This window comes from Comamonas sp. (assembly GCF_036643215.1).
In the GTDB taxonomy this organism is placed as follows: Bacteria; Pseudomonadota; Gammaproteobacteria; order Burkholderiales; family Burkholderiaceae_C; genus Comamonas.
The window spans coordinates 1-23124 of the sequence record NZ_JAVXSJ010000020.1 but is presented as its reverse complement, the minus strand read 5'-3'; the positions used below and the strand labels follow the sequence as shown (position 1 = coordinate 23124).

At 60.7% G+C, this 23124-nt stretch carries 22 protein-coding genes; 15 read left to right on the top strand and 7 right to left on the bottom strand.

Features of this window, described 5'->3' with window-relative positions:
* The first annotated feature begins 94 nt into the window (after positions 1-94).
* Positions 95-1294 carry a threonine ammonia-lyase gene (locus RSF91_RS14055; protein WP_332569002.1) on the top strand — a complete coding sequence of 400 codons (1200 nt, stop codon included), beginning with the start codon at positions 95-97 and terminating at the stop codon, positions 1292-1294.
* Between the two features lie 16 nt (positions 1295-1310).
* On the opposite strand, the gene RSF91_RS14050 is transcribed toward RSF91_RS14055, so the two are convergent.
* On the bottom strand, positions 1311-2081 hold the full coding sequence (locus RSF91_RS14050; RefSeq protein ID WP_332569001.1) for a slipin family protein: 771 nt from the start codon (positions 2079-2081) through the stop codon (positions 1311-1313).
* A 315-nt stretch (positions 2082-2396) separates the two neighbouring features.
* Here RSF91_RS14050 and RSF91_RS14045 point away from each other — a divergent pair, with 315 nt between their 5' ends.
* Both RSF91_RS14045 and RSF91_RS14040 read left to right on the top strand, forming a co-directional pair.
* Complete coding sequence (locus tag RSF91_RS14045; protein WP_199173806.1) at positions 2397-2534, top strand: hypothetical protein; 138 nt, start codon at positions 2397-2399, stop codon at positions 2532-2534.
* A gap of 332 nt (positions 2535-2866) precedes the next feature.
* Positions 2867-4723 carry a phosphoenolpyruvate carboxykinase (GTP) gene (locus RSF91_RS14040; RefSeq protein ID WP_332569000.1) on the top strand — a complete coding sequence of 619 codons (1857 nt, stop codon included), beginning with the start codon at positions 2867-2869 and terminating at the stop codon, positions 4721-4723.
* A 192-nt stretch (positions 4724-4915) separates the two neighbouring features.
* Here the strand turns inward: RSF91_RS14040 and RSF91_RS14035 are convergent, their stop codons facing one another.
* Positions 4916-5359, bottom strand: coding sequence for a hypothetical protein (locus RSF91_RS14035; RefSeq protein ID WP_332568999.1), 444 nt, complete (start codon positions 5357-5359; stop codon positions 4916-4918).
* A 134-nt stretch (positions 5360-5493) separates the two neighbouring features.
* Here RSF91_RS14035 and RSF91_RS14030 point away from each other — a divergent pair, with 134 nt between their 5' ends.
* The 3 genes from RSF91_RS14030 (at position 5494) to RSF91_RS14020 (ending at position 7870) form a co-directional block, all read left to right on the top strand.
* The gene (locus RSF91_RS14030) at positions 5494-6474 is read left to right on the top strand and encodes a LysR family transcriptional regulator (RefSeq protein ID WP_332568998.1); all 981 of its coding nucleotides are present in this window, start codon (positions 5494-5496) and stop codon (positions 6472-6474) included.
* A 65-nt stretch (positions 6475-6539) separates the two neighbouring features.
* Positions 6540-7418, top strand: a complete 879-nt coding sequence (locus RSF91_RS14025) for a metallophosphoesterase (RefSeq protein ID WP_332568997.1) — start codon at positions 6540-6542, stop codon at positions 7416-7418.
* 29 nt (positions 7419-7447) lie between these two features.
* Positions 7448-7870: a universal stress protein gene (locus tag RSF91_RS14020; protein ID WP_332568996.1), complete on the top strand. Its 423-nt coding sequence runs from the start codon at positions 7448-7450 to the stop codon at positions 7868-7870.
* A gap of 173 nt (positions 7871-8043) precedes the next feature.
* Here the strand turns inward: RSF91_RS14020 and RSF91_RS14015 are convergent, their stop codons facing one another.
* Positions 8044-8958: a LysR family transcriptional regulator ArgP gene (locus RSF91_RS14015; RefSeq protein WP_332568995.1), complete on the bottom strand. Its 915-nt coding sequence runs from the start codon at positions 8956-8958 to the stop codon at positions 8044-8046.
* A 44-nt stretch (positions 8959-9002) separates the two neighbouring features.
* On the opposite strand from RSF91_RS14015, the gene RSF91_RS14010 reads away from it, so the two are divergent.
* The 6 genes from RSF91_RS14010 to gorA all read left to right on the top strand — a co-directional run bounded on the left by RSF91_RS14010 (position 9003) and on the right by gorA (position 14846).
* Positions 9003-10388, top strand: coding sequence for a D-amino acid dehydrogenase (locus RSF91_RS14010; RefSeq protein ID WP_332568994.1), 1386 nt, complete (start codon positions 9003-9005; stop codon positions 10386-10388).
* A gap of 77 nt (positions 10389-10465) precedes the next feature.
* The gene (locus RSF91_RS14005; protein ID WP_332568993.1) at positions 10466-10957 is read left to right on the top strand and encodes a MarR family transcriptional regulator; all 492 of its coding nucleotides are present in this window, start codon (positions 10466-10468) and stop codon (positions 10955-10957) included.
* Positions 10958-10992: 35 nt separating this feature from the next.
* A complete protein-coding gene (locus RSF91_RS14000) occupies positions 10993-11622 on the top strand; it encodes a 3'-5' exonuclease (RefSeq protein ID WP_332568992.1) in 630 nt (209 codons plus the stop codon).
* A gap of 209 nt (positions 11623-11831) precedes the next feature.
* A complete protein-coding gene (locus RSF91_RS13995) occupies positions 11832-12356 on the top strand; it encodes a flavin reductase family protein (RefSeq protein ID WP_169106539.1) in 525 nt (174 codons plus the stop codon).
* A 123-nt stretch (positions 12357-12479) separates the two neighbouring features.
* Positions 12480-13391 (top strand): TauD/TfdA dioxygenase family protein, encoded by a 912-nt coding sequence (locus tag RSF91_RS13990; RefSeq protein ID WP_332568991.1) that lies wholly within the window; start codon positions 12480-12482, stop codon positions 13389-13391.
* A 90-nt stretch (positions 13392-13481) separates the two neighbouring features.
* Positions 13482-14846 (top strand): glutathione-disulfide reductase, encoded by a 1365-nt coding sequence (gorA, locus tag RSF91_RS13985; RefSeq protein WP_332568990.1) that lies wholly within the window; start codon positions 13482-13484, stop codon positions 14844-14846.
* Between the two features lie 174 nt (positions 14847-15020).
* Here gorA and minE read toward each other — a convergent pair whose 3' ends face one another.
* From minE to minC, 3 genes are read right to left on the bottom strand one after another with little or no spacing between them, the layout of a single operon-like run.
* The gene (gene minE / locus RSF91_RS13980; RefSeq protein ID WP_332568989.1) at positions 15021-15296 is read right to left on the bottom strand and encodes a cell division topological specificity factor MinE; all 276 of its coding nucleotides are present in this window, start codon (positions 15294-15296) and stop codon (positions 15021-15023) included.
* A gap of 5 nt (positions 15297-15301) precedes the next feature.
* Complete coding sequence (gene minD, locus RSF91_RS13975; protein WP_099739687.1) at positions 15302-16114, bottom strand: septum site-determining protein MinD; 813 nt, start codon at positions 16112-16114, stop codon at positions 15302-15304.
* Between the two features lie 58 nt (positions 16115-16172).
* The gene (gene minC / locus RSF91_RS13970; protein WP_332568988.1) at positions 16173-16919 is read right to left on the bottom strand and encodes a septum site-determining protein MinC; all 747 of its coding nucleotides are present in this window, start codon (positions 16917-16919) and stop codon (positions 16173-16175) included.
* Positions 16920-17068: 149 nt separating this feature from the next.
* Between minC and RSF91_RS13965 the strand changes: the two genes are divergently transcribed.
* The gene (locus RSF91_RS13965; protein ID WP_332568987.1) at positions 17069-17818 is read left to right on the top strand and encodes an enoyl-CoA hydratase/isomerase family protein; all 750 of its coding nucleotides are present in this window, start codon (positions 17069-17071) and stop codon (positions 17816-17818) included.
* A 97-nt stretch (positions 17819-17915) separates the two neighbouring features.
* On the opposite strand, the gene RSF91_RS13960 is transcribed toward RSF91_RS13965, so the two are convergent.
* Positions 17916-20003 (bottom strand): acetoacetate--CoA ligase, encoded by a 2088-nt coding sequence (locus tag RSF91_RS13960; RefSeq protein ID WP_332568986.1) that lies wholly within the window; start codon positions 20001-20003, stop codon positions 17916-17918.
* Between the two features lie 142 nt (positions 20004-20145).
* Between RSF91_RS13960 and RSF91_RS13955 the strand changes: the two genes are divergently transcribed.
* Entirely contained in the window at positions 20146-22050 is a 1905-nt protein-coding gene (locus RSF91_RS13955) for a B12-binding domain-containing radical SAM protein (protein ID WP_332568985.1), read from the top strand.
* Between the two features lie 236 nt (positions 22051-22286).
* Positions 22287-23124: solute carrier family 23 protein (locus tag RSF91_RS13950; protein ID WP_332568984.1), on the top strand; the 838-nt coding region annotated here is incomplete at its 3' end.

Below are 23124 nucleotides of genomic sequence, written 5' to 3'. Positions count from 1 at the left end.
GCTATCAATAAATGAGTAAATTGACACTTGGCTGAAAAATGATTGAACCCAGTACATGCGTTGGGTGATGCGCTGCTTGCACAATGGCTTCACCATGCTGACCTATGCAGATATCCAAGCCGCCGCGCAGCGCCTAAACGGCGCAGTCCTTCAAACCCCTTTCGTGGAATCGCGCACGCTCTCGCAGATTACGGGGGCGCAGGTCTATCTCAAGTTCGAGAACCTGCAGTTCACTGCATCCTTCAAAGAGCGCGGTGCGCTCAACAAGCTGCTCATGCTGACCGATGCCGAGCGCGCCCATGGCGTGGTCGCGATGAGCGCCGGCAATCACGCGCAGGGCGTGGCCTATCACGCGCAGCGACTGGGCTTGCGTGCCGTCATCGTCATGCCGCGCTTTACGCCGGGTGTGAAGGTTGAGCGCACACGCGGTTTTGGCGCCGAGGTGGTGCTGCATGGCGACACGTTGGCCGAGGCCCGCGCCCATGCCTACGAGCTGGCGCAGGCGCAGCAACTGACCTTTGTCCACCCTTATGACGATGAAGCCATTGCCGCAGGCCAGGGCACGCTGGCACTGGAGATATTGCAGGCTCAACCTGACCTGGACACGCTGGTGGTGGCCATTGGCGGTGGCGGCCTGATTGCCGGCATTGCCACGGCGGCCAAGGCCATGAAGCCAGAGATTGAAATTGTGGGCGTGCAGACGCAGCGCTTCCCTTCGATGTTCAACGTGGTGCGCCACAGCGACCTGCCCATGGGCACATCGACGATTGCTGAAGGCATTGCCGTGACCCAGCCCGGCGTGATCACCCAGGAGGTCGTGCAGCGCTGTGTGGACGATTTGCTGCTGGTAGATGAGGGCGATATCGAGCAGGCCGTGCTCATGCTGCTGGAGATTGAAAAAACCCTGGTTGAAGGCGCTGGTGCAGCGGGCCTTGCGGCTTTGCTACGTCATCCCGATCGCTTCAAAGGCAAAAAAATTGGCCTGGTGCTGTCGGGCGGCAATATCGACCCGCTGCTGCTGGCCGCCATCATCGAGCGCGGCATGGTGCGCTCTGGCCGTCTGGCACGCATCCGCGTTAGCGCCCGTGACATTCCCGGCGTGCTGGCTCAGATCACGGCCACCGTGGCCGGTGCGGGTGCCAATATCGAAGAAGTGCACCACCAGCGCGCCTTCACCATGCTGGCCGCGCAGAACGTGGAAATTGAATTCGTTCTCCAGACCCGCAACCAGCCCCATGTAGAGCAGGTACTGCAGGCGCTGCGGGCCGCAGGCATGGAGGCGGCCCTGACGTGAATTGGGCCGCTGTCACTCAGGTTGGCTGCGGCGCGACTTTCTTGAGCAGTGGCGTCAGCAGATCCATGGGCAAGGGGAACACCACCGTGGTGTTCCTGTCCGCGCCGATAACAGTCAGCGTCTCCAGATAGCGCAGCAAGATAGCCTGCGGCTCCTGCGCCAGCACTTTCGCGGCCTGGAACAGTTTTTCCGAAGCCTGCAACTCGCCCTCGGCATGAATCACCTTGGCGCGGCGTTCGCGTTCGGCTTCGGCCTGGCGCGCAATCGCCCGGATCATGGATTCGGTCAGATCAACTTGTTTGATCTCCACATTGGAAACCTTGATGCCCCAGGTGTCGGTTTGCGCATCCAGCGCCTGCTGAATGTCCAGGTTCAGCGATTCGCGCTCCGCCAGCATCTCGTCGAGCAGGTGTTTGCCCAGGACGGAGCGCAGCATGGTCTGCGCCAGCTGGCTGGTGGCCTCCAGATAGTTGACCACTTGGATGACTGCTTTTTCGGCATCCACCACGCGCAGATAAATCACGGCATTGACCTTGACCGAGACGTTGTCACGCGAGATCACATCTTGCGCCGGAACCTCCAGCACCACGGTGCGCAGATCTACCCGCACCACCTGCTGAATGCCGGGAATGATGAAGATCAGCCCCGGCCCTTTGACCTTCCAGAAGCGCCCCAGCGTAAAGACCACGCCGCGCTCGTACTCACGAAAAATCCGGATGGAGACGGACAGCAGGCCGATGACGAGCAGCAAGACGATCGGCCAGAACAAAAAAGAGGCAGTCAGCATATTGACCATCCTTTCGTAGATGGATTTCGCTGCCGCGCGCAGGCCTTGCACACTGTCTGTGCCGGGCATCGAATCGTCCACAGGTTCAGCATATTCCTATGCACCAGCAGTGCGTATCTGTCTGCGCATGGCCGACATCAAAGCAGTGCTGTTCGCCCTTGCTGACTCCTGCGCAATGAGAGCGAAGCCGCTCGCATCTGCGTCCCCAAGCTTGTGCGGCTATGGCTTTCCCTGAGCATGACCCCAAGGGCTGTGCCTAGAATGGACGCAGAGATTGCTTGTTTCAACGCCAGCTTCAAGAGGAGCATTGATCACATGTCAGATGATTCCGCAGTGAACCACGAACCACTGGATGCGGCGGAAGCCGTGGTGCCCTATATCCCTGTCATCATTCCCGCCGCTGGCGCCGTGATGATGTTTCTGCTGGCCTTCATCGCCGTGAACATGGCCTAGCCATTCCAACCTTCCTGTACAGAACCCCGCACAGCGGGGTTTTTTTATGGCTGCGCAGGTCATGGATGGATATATGTGTGCATATATTGATGCTCAGAATGCATAGATATTGCCGGTGATTTGCTGACAAATCGATGGCCTCTCCCTAAAATCGATCTCCCGCTGTCATATAAAACAAGGCAGTTTTGACTATTTCAGACGGATTTCAGCTGCTGACAAGCGCTAGGAAAGTCGGCAAGACGCCTTCAAAAGCCTTTTTTCAAAGACGCAGTCGCCACAGTCCACAGGACTGCTTCTTTGAAAAACTGGTTTTTTAATTGAAGGACTTCCCCATGAACGCCGCTGTGCAAAGCCTGAACATTCAGGCTCCTGAATACGTCAAGAACCCCAAGCTCATCGCCTGGGTGGCCGAGATGGCTGCGCTGTGCAAGCCCGCCCAAATTCACTGGTGCGATGGCTCGCAAGCCGAATACGACGCTCTGTGCCAGCAACTGGTGGACGCCGGTACCTTCAAGCCCCTGGCCAAGCGCCCCGGCTCTTTCCTGGCCTGGACCGATCCTTCGGACGTAGCCCGCGTGGAAGACCGCACCTATATCTGCTCCGCCAAAAAAGAAGACGCCGGCCCCACCAACAACTGGATGGAACCTGCGGACATGCGTGCCACGCTGAACCCCTTGTTCGACGGCTGCATGGCTGGCCGCACCATGTACGTGGTGCCTTTCTCCATGGGTCCTCTGGGTTCGCCCATTGCCCACGTGGGTATCGAGTTGTCTGACAGCCCCTATGTGGCCGTCAACATGAAGATCATGACTCGTATGGGCAAGGCCGTGTTCGACGTGATCGGCACCGACGGCGAGTTCGTGCCCTGCGTGCACACCATTGGAGCCCCGCTGGCCGCTGGCGAGAAGGACGAAACCACTTGGCCTTGCAGCAAGACCAAGTACATCGTTCACTACCCCGAAACACGCGAAATCTGGTCTTATGGCTCCGGCTACGGCGGCAACGCCCTGCTGGGCAAGAAGTGCTTTGCGCTGCGCATTGCCTCGACCATGGGCCGCGACCAGGGCTGGCTGGCCGAGCACATGCTCATCCTGGGCGTGACCAATCCCGAAGGCAAGAAGTACCACGTGGCTGCCGCCTTCCCCTCGGCTTGCGGCAAGACCAACTTCTCCATGCTGGTGCCGCCCAAGGCCTTCGACGGCTGGAAGGTCACGACCATTGGCGACGATATCGCCTGGATCAAGCCCCAGGCCGACGGCTCGCTGCGTGCTATCAATCCTGAAGCCGGCTACTTTGGCGTGGCTCCCGGCACCAATATGCTGACCAACCCGAACTGCATGTTGAGCCTGGACAAGAACGTGATCTTCACCAACGTGGCGCTGACCGATGACGGCGACGTGTGGTGGGAAGGCATGGAAAAAGACCAGGGCAAGCTGCCCGATCACCTGATCGACTGGCAAGGCAAGGACTGGACACCCCAGATCGCCAAGGAAACCGGCGCCAAGGCGGCTCACCCCAATGCCCGCTTCACCGTGGCCGCCACCAACAACCCCGCGCTGGACGAAGCCTGGGACGACCAGAAGGGCGTGAAGATCGACGCCATCATCTTCGGCGGCCGCCGCTCCACCACAGTGCCACTGGTCACCGAAGCGCGTGACTGGACCGAAGGCGTGTACATGGCTGCGACCATGGGGTCTGAGACCACCGCCGCCGCCTTTGGCGCGCAAGGCGTGGTGCGCCGCGATCCCTTCGCCATGCTGCCGTTTGCTGGCTACAACATGAGCGACTATTTCCAGCACTGGCTGGACATGGGCGCCAAGATTGAAGGTCAGGGCGCGACTCTGCCCAAGATCTTCACCACCAACTGGTTCCGCAAGAACGCCGATGGCAAGTTCGTCTGGCCTGGTTACGGCGAAAACATGCGCGTGCTGAAGTGGATGATTGACCGCTTGGAAGGTCAGGCCGAAGGCCAGCCAACCGCTTTCGGTATTGCCCCTCAGTACGCCGAAATCAACTGGACCGGTCTGGACTTTGACGCAGCCCAGTTCGACAGCGTGACCAACATCGACAAGGCTGCATGGGCCGAAGAAATGAAGCTGCACGGCGAGCATTTCGACAAGCTGGCTTACAACTTGCCTAAGGCCATGCTGGATACCAAGGCCAAGCTGAAAGAGCGTCTGTCCGCTTAAGCCGTCAACGGTTTGAAACAAAGCCCTGCAAGCCATTGGCCGCAGGGCTTTGTTGTCTGGAGTACGTTGTTTTGATAGCTGTCTACGTTTATTAGATAAGGGTTTGAGCCTGATTTCATTCAAATCCCGGCGAGGAATAAAAAAAGCCGCTGCCTTGTGGGCAGCGGCTTTTTGAGAGAAGACTCTGAACGCTTAGCGGCTCTGGCGATCCATGGCGCGGGCCAGATCAGCCATCAGGCGAGCGTCTTGCAGAGCGGCGTTCCAGACGCGCTCATCGGTAGCTGCCTGCTGGCGGCTGTTGATCCAGGCGCGATAGGCTGAGCGTACGGCGCGGATGGCACGACGGGCGGGTGTGGAGAACAGGGCGACGCTGGCGAAGGCCATGGTCCAGACAACCATCCAGGCGGTCAGCATGGGAATATTGCCTTGCAGCTCGGTGGTTTCCAGCCAGTGGGCGAGCATCACAGCCAAAACAGCGGAGCCTGCAATCAGATAGCTCAGCAGAGGCTGGCGTGGATACTCCACACGGCGGCGTGCAGGTGCTGCGGCAGCGGCCAGGCGCTCTTCCTCAGTTTGATAAAAACGCACCACACCAGGGTGCTCGACACAGTAGGAGTTGTAGATGAAATTGCTCATGGCAGTTAACCCTTTGACCCACGCTTTTGGCGACATGCCCGGGGAATAGGTGTAACTATAGGGATTACCCTATGTATGTTCAAATTTATATTTTGAATCTGTAGCATTCACAGTAGTGATGAATTGAACAGACCATGTCCTTGAACTTTCGATCGCTCGACCTCAACCTGCTGCGCGTCTTTGATGAAGTCATGTCCGAGCGCAGCCTGACGCGCGCTGCGCACAAGCTCAGCATTACTCAGCCGGCCGTCAGCAACGCCATGCGCCGCCTGCGTGAGGTGCTGGGCGATGAGCTGCTGGTGCGCCAGGGGCAGGGCGTGGAGCCCACGCCGCGCGCGCAGGCCCTGTGGCCGGTGATCCGCGAGGCGCTGCAGCACCTTGAAGGGGCGCTGGCCCCCGATGAGTTCAACCCCGAGACAGCAAACACCACCTTTGTCATTGCGATGGCCGATGCCACGGCTGCCACGCTGATTCCGCCGCTGTATCCGATACTTGAGCGGGAAGCGCCTGGCATAGGCATACGGCTTTTGCCGCTGATTACGCGCGACCCCAGGCCTTTGCTGGACGCTGGCGAGGCCGACATGGCCGTGGGCTACTTTCCCGCCGTGCTGGCCGATCTGACGGCCCGTGCGCAGGCGGGCGGGCTGGTTGCGTTTGACAGCCGCCGCCTGTACGAAGGCGAGTACCTGTGCGTGATGCGCAAGGGCCACCCGCTGGAGCATGTACCGCTCACGCTCGACAACTACTGCGCCGCGCGCCACATGCTGGTCAGCTTCTCGGGCCGCTCTTTTGGCTTTATTGATGAAGCACTGGCCTCGCTGGGGCTCACGCGTGAAGTGGTGCTTACCGTCAACCAGTTTTTCACGGCGGCGCGTGTGGTGGCCAATTCAGACCTGCTGACCATCCTCCCGCGCCACTTTGTGCCAGTCACAGGCATGGGCGACGAGCTGGTGCTGCGCGATCTGCCGTTTGATGTGACGGCTGTGCATATTGACGCCCTGTGGCGCCGCCGTGGCCCGCACCCGCAGGCCTATGACTGGCTGCTGAAAACGCTGTCGCGTGCGGCCGAAATCACTTTTGCCAACGGATCTGCGCAGGTGACCCAGCACGGTTGATTCGGATTTGTTGAGAGTTGCAGCGCGATCTTCGATCAGACCTCAACAGACTCTAAACTAGCCACATGAAGATCCAGCTGCTGTCCGACCTGCACCTTGAAGTCCACCCCCAATTTGTGGCCGAACCGGCTGCGGGCGCTGATGTGCTGGTGCTGGCCGGCGATATTGGCTCCTACCAGAGCAGTTCCCAGCTGGATGGCGAGCATTTTGGGCTCGAGCGCTTTTCACCCCTGCCGCAGTACGCGGGCTGGCCCACGCCCGTGTTGTTTGTGCCCGGCAATCACGAATACGACATGCAGGACTTTGACGAAGCCCGCCAGCGCCTGCAGCGCACCTGTGAAAAGCTGGGTCTGATCTGGCTGGACCGTGAAACCGTGGTGATGGACGGTGTGCGCTTCATCGGCACCACGCTGTGGAGCGACTTTGATGCCATGGCCATGAACGAAGGCGTGACCGACATCACCCGCCTGCACAAACTGCGCGAGAAGGCGTTTCGCGCGGCCAATTTTTACCTGCGCAAGACCGGCGGAATCCGCCATAACGAGCCCTTTCTGGCTGCGCCCATGCGCGATGAAAGCCTGCTGTGCCAGGACTGGTTGCGCGCCGCGCTGCAGCAGCCTTTTGACGGCCCCACGGTGGCCGTGACGCACTTTGCGCCCAGCCTGCGCAGCGCCGACCCGCGCTACGGTCTGGTGCCCGGTACGGCCGGTTTTTGCAACGTGATGGATGACTATCTGCCCTATGCCCAGCTGTGGCTGCATGGTCACCTGCATTGCGCCAGCAACTATGTGGCAAAAGGCCTGCGCGATGACGGCAGCGACTGGCAGTGCCGGGTGGTCGCCAACCCGCTGGGTTATGCCCGCAAGGGCGAGCAGGATGGCTTTTTACCGGCATCGACAATTGACTTGAGCCAAGTCAAGATGAGGGCGACCGCAAGCCTTTAGTCTTGAGGCATCAACAAGGAGAAATTGGTATGAAGATCTTGCTCGCTGTGGACGGAAGTACCTATACCCAGAAAATGCTGGCCTATCTGACTTCGCATCAGGAGATGCTGGGTGCGGGCCAGGAGTACACCGTCATTACCGTGCAGCCGCTGCTGCCCGCCCGTGCTCGCGCTGCGCTGGGTAAGGATGTGGTTGATGAGTATTACGACGAAGAATCCACCAAGATTTTGCAGCCCGTGCAGGAGTTCCTGAAGTCACGCGGCGTGCAGGCGCAAAGCATCAGCAAGATTGGCCCGATTGCCGACACCATCATCCATGCAGCGCAGGACGGAAAGTTCGACCTCATCGCCATGGGTACGCATGGCCACGGCGCGCTGGGTCGTCTGGTCATGGGCTCGGTCAGCTCGCAAGTGCTGGCTGGTTGCACCATCCCTGTACTGCTGATTCGCTAAAGTTCATAGCTGCTAGCGCCTGATTTACGTGTATCTCAGGCAGAAATCAGCTTTGAATCAAGGATAGTCGAGCGCTCACAGCTACAAAAACCAAAGCACCTCCGTTTGAAATCAATGCTTCCAAGGCCGCGCTGCAAAGCACGGCCTTTTTTCTTGCGCGATTCAGAGTGGCTTCACGCCACTTGAAGCAACTGTTGCGCCTTGTGCAGCAGCGCCTGACTGACACGCGCCAGCACGCGTGACTCCAGATTCCAGCAATGCCAGTACAGCGCAATGGCCAGTGCGTGGCCGGGTGCGACATTGACCAGATCACCGGCCTGCAGCGCGGGCTGTACCAGCAGCTCTGGCAGCACGCCTATGCCCCAGCCCGCACGCACGGCGCGCACTTGCGCCTCGCAGCTGGGCAGCAAGATTTGATGCTGCAGCGACACGTTGCGCAGGCCCAGGCAGCGCGCTACAAACTCGGCCTGCATATCGTCTTTGCGGTTGAAAGACAGATAGGGCTGCTGGTTGAAATTCTTGCGCGTCAGCCCCTGCGGTAGCTTGTCATTGGCAAAGTCTGCCGATGCCACGGCCACATAGCGCATACCCCCCAGCGGCTGCACTGTGCAGCCGCGCAGGGCTTGGCTCAGCGTGGTCACGCAACCCATCACCTGGCCTGATCGCAACAGCTCTTGTGTGAAGTCCTGATCGTCCACCACCACCTCCAGCGGCAGGCCGCTGCGCACCAGTTCATCCAGCGCCGTCATGGCCCAGGTTGCAATGCTGTCGGCATTGATGGCGATGGAGACAATCTCGCCCGCCAGACTCTGCCCGGTCTGCGGTGCCAGCTCTTGCAGCTCATGCGCCAGATCGGCGCGCAGCAGGCGAAGCTGCTTGGCGTGTTTGAGCAGCAGCCGCCCCGCGCTGGTGGGCTTGACGGGGCGTGTGCGCTCTACCAGCACCGAGCCCACTTGCGACTCCAGCCCGCGCAGGCGCTGGGACACAGCGGACTGGGTAATGTGCAGCTTTTGCGCGGCACGCTCAAAGCCACCTTCTTCGACGATGGCGGCCAGACATTCCAGCGCAGCGGGGTCCCAGGATGTCACGCAGTCACTCCATTAGTCAAACTGATGAAACTGCTGAAAATTTAATGGTGCTTTTGATTGCCCGCAAGAGTGCAGACACTGGCCACATGAACATCATCGTCCTTGGCGCCGGCATCATCGGCACCAGCACCGCCTGGCATCTGCGCGAGCGCGGTCATCAAGTCACCGTGGTCGACCGTCAAAGCGGCCCGGCGCTGGAGACCAGCTATGCCAATGGGGGCCAGATCTCGGTCAGCTACTGCGAGCCATGGGCCAACCGTCAGGCGCCGTGGAAGGCACTGAAATGGATGTTCGACAAAGAAGCGCCGCTGCTGTTCAGGCTGCAGCTGGACCCCGCGCAGTGGCGCTGGTGTCTGCAGTTTCTCGCCCAGTGCAATGACAAGGCATTTGCGCGCAATGTGCAGCAGATCGTGGCGCTGGGGGCGTACAGCCATGTGGCGCTCAAAGATATGGTCAGAAAAACTGGCATCACCTTTGAACGACTGGAGCGCGGCATTGCCCATTTCTATAGCAGTCAGCAGGCGTTTGATGAGGCCGCTGAAGGTGTGGAGCTGATGCGCCAATACGGCGTGCAACGCCGGCTGGTCAGCCGCAATGAACTGCTCAAAATCGAGCCCGCCTTCACCCCGTATGCCGCGCAGATTGCGGGCGGCACGTTTACCGAAACTGATGAGTCTGGCGATGCCCGCGTTTTCACCGAAAAGCTGGCCGAGCTGTGCGTCAAATCCGGTGTGGAATTTCTTTACGGTCAGCAGACTCTGCGCCTGCAGGCTGCGTGCAAAGGCCAGCCCGCCCGCGTGCAGATTCGCGCTAACAAAGCAAATGAAGCCGGTGCAGAGCGCACCCTGAGCGCGGATGCTGTAGTGGTCGCCTGCGGCTCTTACACACCGCTGCTGCTCAAGCCGCTGGGTGTGAATGTGCCCATCTACCCCGGCAAGGGCTATAGCGCCACGCTGGCGCTGCTGCAGCCCGAAAAAGCGCCTGTTGTTTCAACCATAGACGACAGCCGCAAGGTCGCCATGAGCCGACTGGGCAATCAGCTGCGCGTGGCAGGCACCATAGAGCTGGGCGGTTTTGATCTGAGTCTGGACACTCCCACGGCGCGTGCGCGCTGCGAGATGCTGGTCAAGCGGGTGGAAGAGCTGATGCCCGGTGTGTGCGACACACGTCTGCCTGAGGAAGGGGGCGACCCGCAGTTCTGGTGCGGCCTGCGTCCCGCCACGCCCACCAATATCCCCTGTATTGGCGTTACGCAGGCGGCAGGCATCTGGGTGAATGCTGGCCACGGCACGCTGGGCTGGACGCATGGCGCAGGCTCTGGCAAAGCCATGGCAGCCTTGATGAGTGGAGAGCAGCCTGCGCTGGATTTTGGCTTCTGGGGTGCAAAGCCCACGGACGCTGCGCAGGGGGCGCTGGTTCTGCATGTCTGACTGACACTTTTGCCCAGATTGACGCTATCGCGGAGCGGGGCTCTTACATACAATCGTGCCAGCTAACAGCCCATGTCATGACTGTGCACGACACCACCTCAGCCACCCCATCCTCGCGCTCTTTGGCGCACTCCCTGCCCATGGCCTTGCTCAAGGCGCGAGAGGCCGTCATCGTGCGCTTTCGGCCAGCCCTGCGCGCACGCGGCCTGACCGAGCAGCAATGGCGGGTGTTGCGCGTTCTGCACGCGACCGATGAGCGCCTGCGCCCCATGCAGCTGTCGCAGCTGACCTTCATCAGCATGCCTAGCCTGTCGCGCCTGCTCAAAACGCTGGAAGGCCGCGAGCTCATCAAGCGCGGTCGCCATGTGGCGGATTTGCGTGGCTCGGAGTTTGGGCTTACGCCTGAAGGTCAGGCGCTGGTTGTCGGCACCCTGCCGGAGTTTGAAGCGATTAACGCTGAGATTGAGGCGCTGCTTGGCGTTCAGAACAGGGCTCAGTTGCTTGGCGTGCTGGAGCATGTGGTGCAAAGCCTTGGCCTGCCTGGCGAAGACGAGCTGGGCACGGACTGACTCAGCCCTAGCCGCCCGCACGGCACAATGCAGGCATGAGTTCTGCGATTGCCGTCATCGACTTTGAAACCACGGGCATGACGCCCACACAGGGTGCGCGTGCGACCGAAGTCGCCATCGTGCTGCTGGAGCAGGGCCGCGTGGTCGATCGCTTTCAGAGCCTGATGCAGACCGGGGCATGGGTGTCGCCCTTCATCACGGATCTGACAGGCATTACCAACGAGATGCTGCGCACTGCGCCGCCTGCCGCCGAGGTCATGCGCGACGCAGCCCGTTTTGTCGGCAGCGCGCCCATGGTGGCGCACAACGCAGCATTTGACAGCAAGTTCTGGCAGGCCGAGCTGGAGCTGGCGGGCGAGCCCGCACCCCATCCCTTTGCCTGCACGGTGCTGCTGTCGCGCCGCATCTACCAGCAGGCACCCAGCCATAGTCTTGGCAACCTGGCGCGCTATCTGCAGCTGCCCAGCACAGGTCGTGCTCACCGTGCCTTGGCCGATGCTGAAATGGCAGCTGCTCTGCTGGCGCGCATGCAGCAGGACTTATGCGCCCGCCACGCCTTGCCCTGGCCTGAACATGCGCTGCTGATGCAGCTGCAGCGCTGTACCAAGGCCAAAGTCAACGGCTGGCTGGTGGAGCAGGCAGGGCAGAGTCTGCTGGTGCCGTAAGCAGGTGGTTTACAGGTTTCTGGCCTCTAGCCTTTGCCAATAGAGCGTAAGAAGCTATCAAATTTGATGCTGTAGGCCAGCAAGCCCTTATGGTTTGTGACTGGCGGGGTTCAAGTTGATAATTGATACCTGCCCTGCAGCTGCCCTTGGCTCTGCTGAAATTGAACTGTGGCGCGCCTTTGTGGTCGCCGTTTTGTGCTGCTAATTTCGTGAACTCTGCCTTGCCTACCTCCGTCTTGCGTTCGGCCTTGCCCTTCTCGCAGCGCGAATTTCGCGATGCGCTGGGGCAATTCGCCACTGGCGTGACCATCATCACGGCGCGCAGTGCAGAGGGTCATGCGGTGGGAACCACCGTCAGCTCTTTCAATGCCGTGTCGCTGGCACCGGCGCTGGTGCTCTGGAGCCTGGGTCAGCATGCCAATTCGCTGCCCGTGTTTCGCCACAGCACGCATTACGCGATTCATGTGCTGTCTGCGGCGCAAAAGCCGTTGGCCGAGCTGTTTGCACGCAAGGGCGTAGACCGCTTCCTTCATACCGCCCACCATGACTCCGAGCATGGCGTGCCTCTGCTGGAAGGCTGCACGGCCGTCTTTGAATGCCGTAATCTGCGCCAGCATGAAGAGGGCGATCACCTGCTCTTTATCGGCGAGGTAGACCGCTGCGAGCACCATGCCGACCGCACCCCGCTGCTCTACCACGCGGGTCATATGCACAGCCACGGCATCCAGAAATAAGCCTGTGCCTGACTAGGTGCGCTACCTAGTCGGCTTGAACGATACCGATCTCTCCCGCTCGCTCTAGATTGCCTCGTACGCCTGCAGACCGCAGGCCAACCTGCAACGCTTTGGAGAGACGTCATGATCGATTGCGAAGACCGCATCAGCCATACACAGGCCCGCGTGAATGCAGCCAGCCAGACGGGTATTGAGCTCAAGCGCATCTCCCCCGCCATCGGCGTGGAAGTGTCGGGCTTAGATCTGCGCCAGCCGCTCAACGATGAGCAGGCGCAGGAGCTGCGTCAGGCACTGGTTGCGCACAAGGTGCTTGTCTTTCGCGATCAGAACATCACGCCAGCCCAGCATGTGGCGTTTTCCCGCCGCTTTGGTGATCTGGAGCATCACCCCGTGCTGCCGCAGCACCCAGAGCATCCTGAACTGGCGCTGCTGGGTGGCAACAACAAGATTCCGGGTACCGAGAACGTCTATCACACCGATGTGTCGTGGCGCGAGATGCCTTCTACGGCATCGGTACTGCGCTGTGTGGAATGCCCCGAAGTGGGCGGCGATACGGTGTGGGTCAATATGGAAGCGGCTTACGAAAAGCTGCCCGAAGCGCGCAAGCAGCAAATTGCCAAGCTGTTTGCGGTGCATGACATCCTGCCCTCGTTCGGCGCGCGCATGACGCCTGCAGAGCAAGCGCAGGCGCGCGGCAAATACCCACCCGTGGTGCACCCGGTGGTGCGCACTCATCCTGAAAGTGGCAAGAAAATTTTGTATGTGAACGAAACCTTCGTCACCCACTTTGCCAACTTCACATCGGACTTCAGCGGCTTTCGCTCGGCCAACGAGATTCACGCCCAGCAGCATGACCTGATGGAGTATTTGCTGCGCCAGCCCGCCATTCTGGAGTACCAGATGCGCCTGCGCTGGCAGCCCAACACCATCGCCATGTGGGACAACCGTTCCACCCAGCACTACGCGGTTCAGGACTACTTTCCGGCCGTGCGCCGCATGCACCGGGCTACCGTGATTGGTGACAAACCGTTTTAACAAGGACTTAAGCCACATGCTGCATTCTTGTCTTGTAGAGTTCAACGCAGAGCGCAACGGCATTGAGCATTCAATCAAGCGAGACAGAACATGCAGCAACAAGACTTTGATTACGACTTTCTGGTGATTGGCGGCGGCTCGGGTGGCGTGCGAGCCAGCCGCATGGCAGCAGGGCTGGGGGCCCGCGTGGCGGTGGTCGAAGCGGCCCAGCTGGGAGGCACCTGCGTCAACGTGGGCTGCATTCCTAAAAAGCTGCTCAGCCACGCCGCGCACTTCAGTCAGCTGGTGGATGAGGCCAAGGGCTTTGGCTGGCAGCTGGCCCAGCCCCAATTTGACTGGCCCACGCTGATTGCCAATAAAGACCGCGAAATTGAACGTCTTAACGGCATTTACAACCGCATGCTGACGGGCGCCGGCATCACCATTGTTCGCGGCCATGCGGTGCTCTCAGGCCCTCACAGCGTGCAGGTCAACGGCCAGACGATCAGCGCTCATCACATTCTGATCGCCACAGGCGGCACACCGCGCCTGCCTGAGATTCCGGGTGTGGAGCATGCCATCAGCTCTAACGAGGCATTCCACCTCAAGCAGATGCCGCAGCGCGTGGTGGTGGTGGGCGGCGGCTATATCGCTGTTGAGTTTGCTTCTATCTTCAACGGGCTGGGCGCGCAGACCACCTTGCTGCACCGTCACCGTCAACTGCTGCGCGGCTTTGATGCCGATCTGGGCCTGCATCTGGCGCAAGAGATGTCGCTGCAGGGCGTGAACTTCCGCTGGGATGAAGAAATTCAGTCCATCGACAAACAGCAAGACGGCTTGCACCTGCAGCTGAAGAGCGGTGAGCACTTGGTGGTGGACTGCGTGATGTACGCCACGGGCCGCGTGCCGTATACGGAAGGTCTGGGCCTTGAAGCGGCAGGCGTGCACCGCAACCACAAGGGCGCGGTGGAGGTGGATTCACACTTCACCACCAATGTGCCTTCCATTCACGCCGTGGGCGATGTGGTTGACCGCATGGCGCTGACCCCGGTGGCGCTGGCTGAGGGCACGGTGGTGGCCCACCACCTGTTTGGCCAAGGCGGCAAGAGCGCGCCTGACTACGAGCTGGTGCCTACGGCGGTGTTCTCGCATCCACAAATTGGTACCGTGGGCCTGTCGGAAGAAGTGGCCCGCGAGCGCTTTGGCGCGGTGCAGATTTTCCAGTCCAGCTTCAGGCCGCTGACCAACCGCATGGGGGCCGAGCCAGAGCATGTCTTCCTCAAGCTCATCGTCTCCAAGGCCGACCAGCGCGTGCGCGGTGTGCACATGGTGGGTGAGGGCGCGGGCGAGCTGATGCAGGGCTTTGCCGTGGCGCTGCAATGTGGCGCGACCAAGCAGCAGTTTGACGCGACGATTGGCATTCACCCCACGGTGGCCGAAGAGCTGGTGACCATGAGAGAGCCGGTGCGGGAATAAAAAATGGGCCTTTTCAGGCCCATTCCTTTATCCATCAAGCGCGGAAAGCTATGAATAAATGATCCGACTGACGAACAACCTCAGTGAGGACGCCAAGCAAGGGCCGCCCCGCAGCGAAGGTGTCGTCCCCCTCCCGATACGAGGTATCGAGAGAGGGGGAAGGCGCGAGGCGCCTCAGGGGGTGGTTGCCCTAGCCTCCGGCAGCTCGATCTTCACTTCAAGCACTTCCAGATTTTCCTGGCGTTCCAGTTGCACCTTGATGTCATTGGGATTGATATCCACGTACTTTGAAATCACGGCCATCAGCTCTTTTTGCAGAGCGGGCAGGTAGTCAGGGCGGCTGCTTTCACCACCGCCTACACGTTCGCGCGCCAGAATGATTTGCAGGCGCTCCTTGGCGACCGACGCGGACTTTTTCTTTTCTCCGAGCAGAAACGACAACATCGACATGAGGCTTACCTCCCACCAAACATGCGCTTGAAGAAACCAGGCTTGACCGCTTCCGTAAAGCGCATGGGCTTTTCTTCACCCAGAAAGCGGGAAACCACGTCCTGATAGGCCTCGGCCACGTCCGTGCCCTGCATGTGCACGGCGGGAATGCCCTGGTTCGAGGCTTGCAGCACGGTTTCAGACTCAGGAATCACACCAATCAGCTCGATGCGCAGAATGTCCTGAATGTCTTCCAGCGACAGCATCTGGCCATCTTCCACCCGGTTGGGGTTGTAGCGGGTGATCAGCAGGTGTTCCTTGATGCTCTCGCCCTTGGTAGCGCGCTCCGTCTTGGAGCTGAGCATGCCCAGAATGCGGTCAGAGTCACGCACGGAAGAGACTTCGGGGTTGGTCACCACCAGCGCCTCATCGGCGTAGTGCATGGCCATCAGCGCGCCGCTTTCAATGCCGGCGGGCGAGTCGCAGATGATGAAGTCGAAGTCCATGGCGGACAGATCGTCCAGCACCTTCTTCACGCCTTCTTGCGTGAGCGCTTCCTTGTCACGCGTCTGCGAGGCAGCCAGCACGAACAGGTTGTCGCACTGCTTGTCCTTGATCAGGGCCTGATGCAGATTGGCTTCGCCCTGAATGACATTGATCAGGTCATAGACCACACGGCGCTCGCAGCCCATGATCAGATCGAGGTTACGCAGACCCACGTCAAAGTCAATCACTGCGGTCTTGTGACCGCGCAATGCGAGGCCGGATGCGAAGCTGGCGCTGGTAGTGGTCTTACCAACACCGCCTTTGCCAGAAGTCACGACGACGATTTTGGCCATGTTTGCACGATTCCTTAAAGACAAATAGAGCAGGTTGATTGGGCGACCGGTGTGTCTCTCACACCGGCTCGATAATGATTTTTTCCCCCTCCAGACGCACCTTGGCAGGCTTGCCGGCGACTTCTGCAGGGAGATCGGTTTCAATTGTGCGATAGATACCTGCAATAGACAGCAGTTGTGCCTCCATGCAAGTGCTAAAAATCCTGGCATTGGTGTTGCCGCTGGCTCCCGCCACGGCGCGACCGCGCAGCGGTGCGTAAACGTGGACGTTGCCGTCGGCAATCACCTCAGCACCATAGCTGACGATGTCCAGAACCACAATGTCAGTTCCCTTGGCATAGACGCGCTGACCTGAGCGCAATGGCTTGTCCACAATCACGGCATCGGCCAGTGGTGCGGGCACTTCGACCTCATGCACCACTTCTACTTCGCGGATGATTTCGTGAATTTCTGGCGCGGCCCTGCGTGCGGGCATGGCGTCGGGGGCGGCTGTCAGTCCCAGAGCATTGGCGGCGGCCATCTGCGCTTCATTGCCGCCGCGCACGGCCACGGGCATGGTGCGGTGGGCGCGCAGGGCGTCGATCAGGGCTGGAAAGTCGATTTCTTCCTCAGCGCCGTTGACCTGGCTGAGGTCGATGAGCACGGGGTCGTTGTCGAAAAAGTCGGGGTCATCGCTCAGACGCTGCTTCAGGTCCTGAACCAGCGCCTGCATGTCGGTGCCGCGCAGCACCACGGACAGCACTGGTAGTTGAGCACTTTTGAGGTCAAAGCTGGGGCGCACGGCGCCGGTCGATTCAACAGACATGTATGGGATCAGCGCACACAAGGTGCTCTATGAAGACGTCAAAGTGTACCTGTGTACTGGCAAAAGATATGGTCACTGAGTGTTTGCACTGCAACACTTGATGCGGCTCAGATGACGGAAGTTGCGCGAGTCTGGATGAAAATACAGTCATGTCTCCAGAGTTATTGATTCAGGGCACGCGCGCCAGCATCACCCTGCGCCGTCCCGAAGTGGCCAACAAACTGATGCCCGAAGACCTGATCACGCTGCGCCGTCAGCTGGATGAGGTCAATGCCAACCCTGCCGTACTGGTGCTCACGCTGCAGGGAGTGGGCAAGCATTTCTGCAGCGGCTATGACATTGGCGAGATCGCCAACAGCCAGAACGAGGGCAGCTCCTTCGGCGAAATGGTGGATGCCATCGAAAACTGCCGCCCCGTCACCATTGCCGCTATTCAGGGCGGCGTGTTTGGCGGTGCCACCGATATGGCGCTGGCCTGCGACTTTCGCGTGGGCGGCTCCAGCAGTCAGATGTTCATGCCCGCCGCGCGGCTGGGGCTTCACTTCTATCTCTCGGGGCTGGAGCGCTATGTGACCCGTCTGGGTGTGGATACGGCCAAGCGCCTGTTCCTGACTGCCGAAAAGCTGAATGCGCATGCCATGAAGGACTGCGGCTTTTTGACCCATCTGGCCCCGGGCGCAGACATTGCGCAGACTGTTGGGGATTTGCAGACCACGCTGGCGGGAATGGCCCCGCTGGCGCTGCTGGGCATGAAAAAGCACCTCAACGCCATTGCGCGCGGGATTCATGACAAGGCGGGGATTGATGCGGCTGTGCAGGCCACGATTGAATCGGCTGACCTGCAGGAAGGCGGTGCGGCCTGGCGCGAGAAAAGAACCGCCCTCTTTCAGGGGCGATGACCCCCTGAGGCGCTGTGCGCCTTCCCCCTGAAAGGGGGACGACCCCGTCGCTGCGGGGCGGCCCTTGCTCGGGGTCCAGCGTCTAGATCGTGCTTTATCAAGACGATGTTGTCGAGGAGCTGCGCGCTAGGTGTTCTTTGGCAAAGGCCTCATACCAGTCGAGACAGCCGGGGTTGGCCATGGCGTCTTTGTTGACCACCTTGGCAAGCGGCTGACCCAGCAGCAGCTTTTTGATGGGCAGCTCCTGCTTTTTGCCGCTCAGGGTGCGCGGTATCTCGGCCACGGCAAAGATATCGTCGGGCACAAAGCGGGGAGACAGGGCGGAGCGGATGGCTGCGTTGATGCGACCGCGCAAGGCGCCATCCAGCGTCACACCGGGGCGCAGGGCCACAAACAGCGGCATATAGCTGTCTTTGCCCAGATATTCCAGATCGACCACCATGCTGTCCAGCACCTCGGGCAGGGCTTCCACGGCGCTGTAGATCTCGCTGGTGCCCATGCGCAGGCCGTGGCGGTTGATGGTGGCATCGCTGCGGCCGTAGATGATGCAACCGCCTTCCGCCTGCAGCTTGATCCAGTCGCCATGGCGCCAGACAGGGCCCATGTTGGGCGCTCCGTCGCCGCCGCCGGGCTGGCGGCCGTGACCAGCGGGGTACATGTCAAAGTAGCTGCTCAGATAGCGTTTTCCGTCGGTATCTCCCCAGAGATACAGTGGCATGGAGGGAATCGGCTGGGTGCAGACCAGCTCGCCCACTTCGTCCATTACAGGCTGGCCTTGCTCGTTCCAGGCTTCGACGGCGGCGCCCAGCTGGCGGCATTGCATGATGCCGGGCACCAGCGGCAGATCGCGATTGCCGCCGATGAAGGCACCCGCAAAGTCGGTGCCGCCCGAAAGATTGTTCCACCAGATGTCGGGGTGACCGAGCTTGGCAAACTGCTCCGTGCCCCATTGCTGCACCTCGGCCGACAGCGGCGAGCCCGTGCTGCCCAGCCCGCGTATGCGCGACAGATCGCCACAGGCAGCAAGATCAACCCCTGACTTCATGCAATTGGCATAAAACGCCGCGCCCGAACCAAAGCTGGTCACACCCGTCTCGGCGGCAAAGCGCCACAGCACGCTCCAGTCGGGCTTTTCCTTGCTACCGCCGGGGCTGCCGTCAAAAATCACGCAGGTGGTGCCGCCCAAGAGGCCCGAGACCTGTGCATTCCACATCACCCAGCCCGTGGAGCTGTACCAGTGGTAGCGCTCGCCCCAGCTATTGGGCTCGTAGCTGCAGCCAATGTCGTTGTGCAAGGCCTTGAGCTGCAAGGCCACCATCACCATGCCGCCATGGCCGTGAACAATGGGCTTGGGCAGGCCGGTGGTGCCGCTGGAGTACACAATCCACAGCGGGTGGTCAAACGGCAGCCATTCGGGCTCGAAGGCCGCAGTCTCAGCATCATTTCGGCTTGTAACACCTGTGTAATATGCGGTGGCAGCTATCTTTATTGATGTATCCAGATTGGGCACCAGCACCACATGCTGCACGCTGGGCAGGCCGGCGCGCAGCTCCTGCAGCACTTCGCGGCGGTCAATGTCCTTGCCTGCGTAGTGCACGCCATCCACCGCAATCAGCACCTTGGGCTCGATCTGCTTGAAGCGGTCGAGCACGGCGTTTGTGCCCATGTCAGGCGCGCAGATGCTCCACACCGCGCCCAGGCTGGCGCAAGCCAGAAAAGCGACCATGGCTTCGGGAATATTGGGCAGATAGGCGGCGACCCGGTCGCCCTTGCCCACGCCTTGTGCGCGCAGGTGCAAGGCCAGCGCAGCCACTTGTTGCTGCAGCTGGGGCCAGCTCAGCTCGCGCTTGAGGCCTTGCTCGTTGCGGCTGATGACGGCGGGCATGCCCGCAGCATAGGCGGGCTGCACATGGCGCAGCACCTGGCGCACGTAATTCATCTGCGCCCCCGGAAACCACTGCGCACCGGGCATGACATTGCGCTCCAGCACCGTGCTGTGCGGCGTGGGGGATTGCAGCTCGAAGTAATCCCAGATGCTTTGCCAGAAAGCGTCAAGGTCGCTGGTGGACCAGCGCCACAGCGCGTCGTAGTCGGCAAAGCTCAGGCCGCGTGTTTCACGCAGCCAGTTCTGATACAGCCGGATTTGCGGCACGAAGGGGGCAGGGTGTTGAGGTGCGGAAGACATGGGGCCAGACTAGCGCCGCCGCCTGCGCACGTCATTGGTGGTGGCCCCGTCAGATGTCACCTGTGCAGCACGGATGCGCGGGCAAACCGATAATCGAGGCCTGTCTTCACCGTCAACGGCGCTTGCCGACGACCTGCACCTCATGTCCGCCTTGCCCACCCGCGTGCTGGCCGTCATCCCGCCGATGACGCAGCTCAACACCCCTTACCCGTCCACAGCCTACCTCACGGGCTTTCTGCGCTCGCGCGGCATTGCGGCTGTGCAAGAAGACTTGGCGCTGGCGCTGGTGCTGGAGCTGCTCTCGCCCGAGGGCCTGCGTGCCGTGGCCGAGCGCATCCGGGCCCTGCCCGCCAAAAAGCACACACCTGCCGTGCAGTCCTTTGTGGCGCAGCAGGATCGTTATCTGGCCACCATCGGCCCGGCGATTGCCTTTTTGCAGGGCCGTGATTCCACACTGGCCCACCGCATTGCCGGTCGCCACTACCTGCCTGAAGGCCCGCGCTTTGCCACGCTGGATGTGTATGAGGACGAAGAGGGCGGCGACCCGTTGGGCTGGGCCTTTGGCGCGCTGGGCCTGACCGACAAGGCCAAGCACCTGGCCACGCTGTATCTCAACGATCTGGCCGATGTGCTGCGCGACGCGGTGGACGAGCGCTTTGAATTTGTGCGCTACGCCGAATCGCTGGCGGGCAGCCAGCCCACGTTTGACCCGCTGGCCAACGCGCTGGCCGCAGGGCCTAACTTGGTCGACGACATGTTGAGCGCGCTGACGCTGGCTGCTATTGAGCGCCACCAGCCCACGGTGGTGCTGCTGTCTGTGCCCTTCCCAGGTTCGGCCTATGCGGCGTTTCGCATTGCGCAGACCATCAAAGCCAAGCACCCGCACATCACCACCGTGCTGGGCGGCGGCTTCGTCAACACCGAGCTGCGTGAGCTGGCCGAGCCACGCGTTTTCGACTACTTCGACTTTGTGACGCTGGACGCGGGCGAGCGCCCCCTGCTGGCGCTGCTGGAACACCTGCAGGGCGAGCGCGGCCAGTCCCGTCTGGTGCGCACTTTTGTGCGCGGAGACGATGGTGCGGTGAAGTACGTCAACATGATGGAGGCGGATATTGCCTTCGCCGAAGTCGGCACACCTACCTGGGATGGCCTGCCGCTGGACCGTTATCTGTCGCTGCTGGACATGCTCAACCCCATGCACCGCCTGTGGAGCGACGGGCGCTGGAACAAGCTCACCGTGGCCCATGGCTGCTACTGGAAGAAGTGCAGCTTTTGCGACGTCAGCCTCGACTACATCGGCCGCTACGAAGGTGCCAGCGCCGAGGTGCTGGCCGACCGCATTCAAGCCATCGTGGCTGAAACCGGCCAGACCGGCTTTCACTTTGTCGACGAAGCCGCGCCGCCCAAGGCGCTCAAGGCCTTGTCGCAGGAGCTGATTGCGCGCAACGCAGGCATCAGCTGGTGGGGCAATGTGCGGTTTGAGAAAACTTTCACCCCCGAGCTGGCTGAGCTGATGGCCGACAGCGGCTGCATCGCCATTTCCGGTGGGCTGGAGGTCGCATCTGACCGCCTGCTGCAGCTGATGAAAAAGGGCGTCACCGTCGATCAGGTGGCGCGAGTGACCAAGGCGTTTGCGGATGCCGGCATTCTGGTTCATGCCTATCTGATGTATGGCTTTCCCACGCAGACCGTGCAAGACACGGTGGATGCGCTGGAGTACGTGCGCCAGTTGTTCCTCAACGGTTGTATTCAAAGCGGATTCTTTCACCGCTTTACCTGCACCGTGCACTCGCCCGTGGGCCTCAACCCCGAGGAATATGGCATTGAGCTGCCGCCGCTGCCGCCCGGTGACTTTGCCAAGAACGACCGCCCCTTCATCGACCCCACCGGCGTGGACCACGATGCCTTGGGCAGCGCGCTCAAAAAAGCCATCTACAACTTCATGCACGGCATTGGTCTGGAAGAAGATGTGCGCATGTGGTTCCCGTTCAAGGTGCCAAAAACCACCGTCAAGCGCGACCGCATCGCCCGTGCGCTGCAACAGTAAGCTAATTTTTTAATAGCTGCCAGCGCCTGTTAAATATGGGTTTCAGATGTTTTTGCATCTGAAATTTACGAATAACTGGCGCTGAAAGCTATTGATTTGATAGCTGTCCTCTGAACACGCAGGCTGACTGCGTGCCCCAGACACTGCCGCTGGCCATTACCAGTGGTTGCACGCTCCCATTGGACAAGCATGGCTTGCCATAATCTGCTCCGTTTTGACCTCCAAGGAGAGATGGGATGGGAATGTTTGACTGGACGCCGAAGTCGTCCGATGTTTTGCAGGATGGCGGCGTTATCGGCCCCGATGAGCGACTGCCCTGGGCGCAAACCGGCTTGATGGGTATTCAGCACGTGATCGCCATGTTTGGCTCCACCGTGCTCGCGCCCATCCTGATGGGCTTTGACCCGAATCTGGCGGTGCTGATGAGCGGTATCGGTACGCTGATCTTCTTCATCATCACCGGCGGCAAGGTGCCCAGCTATCTGGGCTCATCCTTCGCCTTTATCGGCGTGGTCAACGTCGCCACAGGCTATGTGGCCAGCCACGGTGCCAATGCCAATATTGGCGTGGCGCTGGGCGGCATCATTGCCTGCGGTCTGGTGTACATGCTGGTTGGCGTGCTGGTGCAGGTCATTGGCACGGGCTGGATTGAGCGCTTCATGCCCCCGGTGGTGACCGGCGCGGTGGTGGCGGTGATTGGCCTGAACCTGGCTGGCATTCCCATCAAGAACATGGCATCCAACAACTTCGAGTCGTGGATGCAGGCACTGACCTTCCTATCCGTCGCGCTGGTGGCTGTGTTCACACGCGGCATGCTGCAGCGACTGCTGATTCTGATCGGCCTGCTGGTGGCCAGCGTGCTCTACGCGGTGTTCACCAATGTGCTGGGCTGGGGCAAGCCGGTGGATCTGAGCGGCGTGGCCAATGCGGCATGGTTTGGCATTCCCTCCTTCCACGCACCGGTGTTCAGCACCAACGCCATGCTGCTGATCGTGCCAGTCGTCATCATTCTGGTGGCTGAGAACCTGGGCCACATCAAGGCCGTGACGGCCATGACCGGCAAGAACCTGGACC

Coding starts and splice junctions, on each gene's coding strand:
- RSF91_RS14055 (WP_332569002.1), top strand. CDS start 95: ATGCTGACCTATGCAGATATCCAAGCCGCCGCGCAGCGCCTAAACGGC.
- RSF91_RS14025 (WP_332568997.1), top strand. CDS start 6,540: ATGAAGATCCAGCTGCTGTCCGACCTGCACCTTGAAGTCCACCCCCAA.
- gorA (WP_332568990.1), top strand. CDS start 13,482: ATGCAGCAACAAGACTTTGATTACGACTTTCTGGTGATTGGCGGCGGC.
- RSF91_RS14035 (WP_332568999.1), bottom strand. CDS start 5,359: ATGAGCAATTTCATCTACAACTCCTACTGTGTCGAGCACCCTGGTGTG.
- RSF91_RS14045 (WP_199173806.1), top strand. CDS start 2,397: ATGTCAGATGATTCCGCAGTGAACCACGAACCACTGGATGCGGCGGAA.
- RSF91_RS14030 (WP_332568998.1), top strand. CDS start 5,494: ATGTCCTTGAACTTTCGATCGCTCGACCTCAACCTGCTGCGCGTCTTT.
- RSF91_RS13990 (WP_332568991.1), top strand. CDS start 12,480: ATGATCGATTGCGAAGACCGCATCAGCCATACACAGGCCCGCGTGAAT.
- minC (WP_332568988.1), bottom strand. CDS start 16,919: ATGTCTGTTGAATCGACCGGCGCCGTGCGCCCCAGCTTTGACCTCAAA.
- RSF91_RS14010 (WP_332568994.1), top strand. CDS start 9,003: ATGGTGCTTTTGATTGCCCGCAAGAGTGCAGACACTGGCCACATGAAC.
- RSF91_RS13960 (WP_332568986.1), bottom strand. CDS start 20,003: ATGTCTTCCGCACCTCAACACCCTGCCCCCTTCGTGCCGCAAATCCGG.
- RSF91_RS14050 (WP_332569001.1), bottom strand. CDS start 2,081: ATGCTGACTGCCTCTTTTTTGTTCTGGCCGATCGTCTTGCTGCTCGTC.
- RSF91_RS14005 (WP_332568993.1), top strand. CDS start 10,466: ATGACTGTGCACGACACCACCTCAGCCACCCCATCCTCGCGCTCTTTG.
- RSF91_RS14020 (WP_332568996.1), top strand. CDS start 7,448: ATGAAGATCTTGCTCGCTGTGGACGGAAGTACCTATACCCAGAAAATG.
- minD (WP_099739687.1), bottom strand. CDS start 16,114: ATGGCCAAAATCGTCGTCGTGACTTCTGGCAAAGGCGGTGTTGGTAAG.
- RSF91_RS14000 (WP_332568992.1), top strand. CDS start 10,993: ATGAGTTCTGCGATTGCCGTCATCGACTTTGAAACCACGGGCATGACG.
- RSF91_RS13955 (WP_332568985.1), top strand. CDS start 20,146: ATGTCCGCCTTGCCCACCCGCGTGCTGGCCGTCATCCCGCCGATGACG.
- RSF91_RS13965 (WP_332568987.1), top strand. CDS start 17,069: ATGTCTCCAGAGTTATTGATTCAGGGCACGCGCGCCAGCATCACCCTG.
- RSF91_RS14040 (WP_332569000.1), top strand. CDS start 2,867: ATGAACGCCGCTGTGCAAAGCCTGAACATTCAGGCTCCTGAATACGTC.
- minE (WP_332568989.1), bottom strand. CDS start 15,296: ATGTCGATGTTGTCGTTTCTGCTCGGAGAAAAGAAAAAGTCCGCGTCG.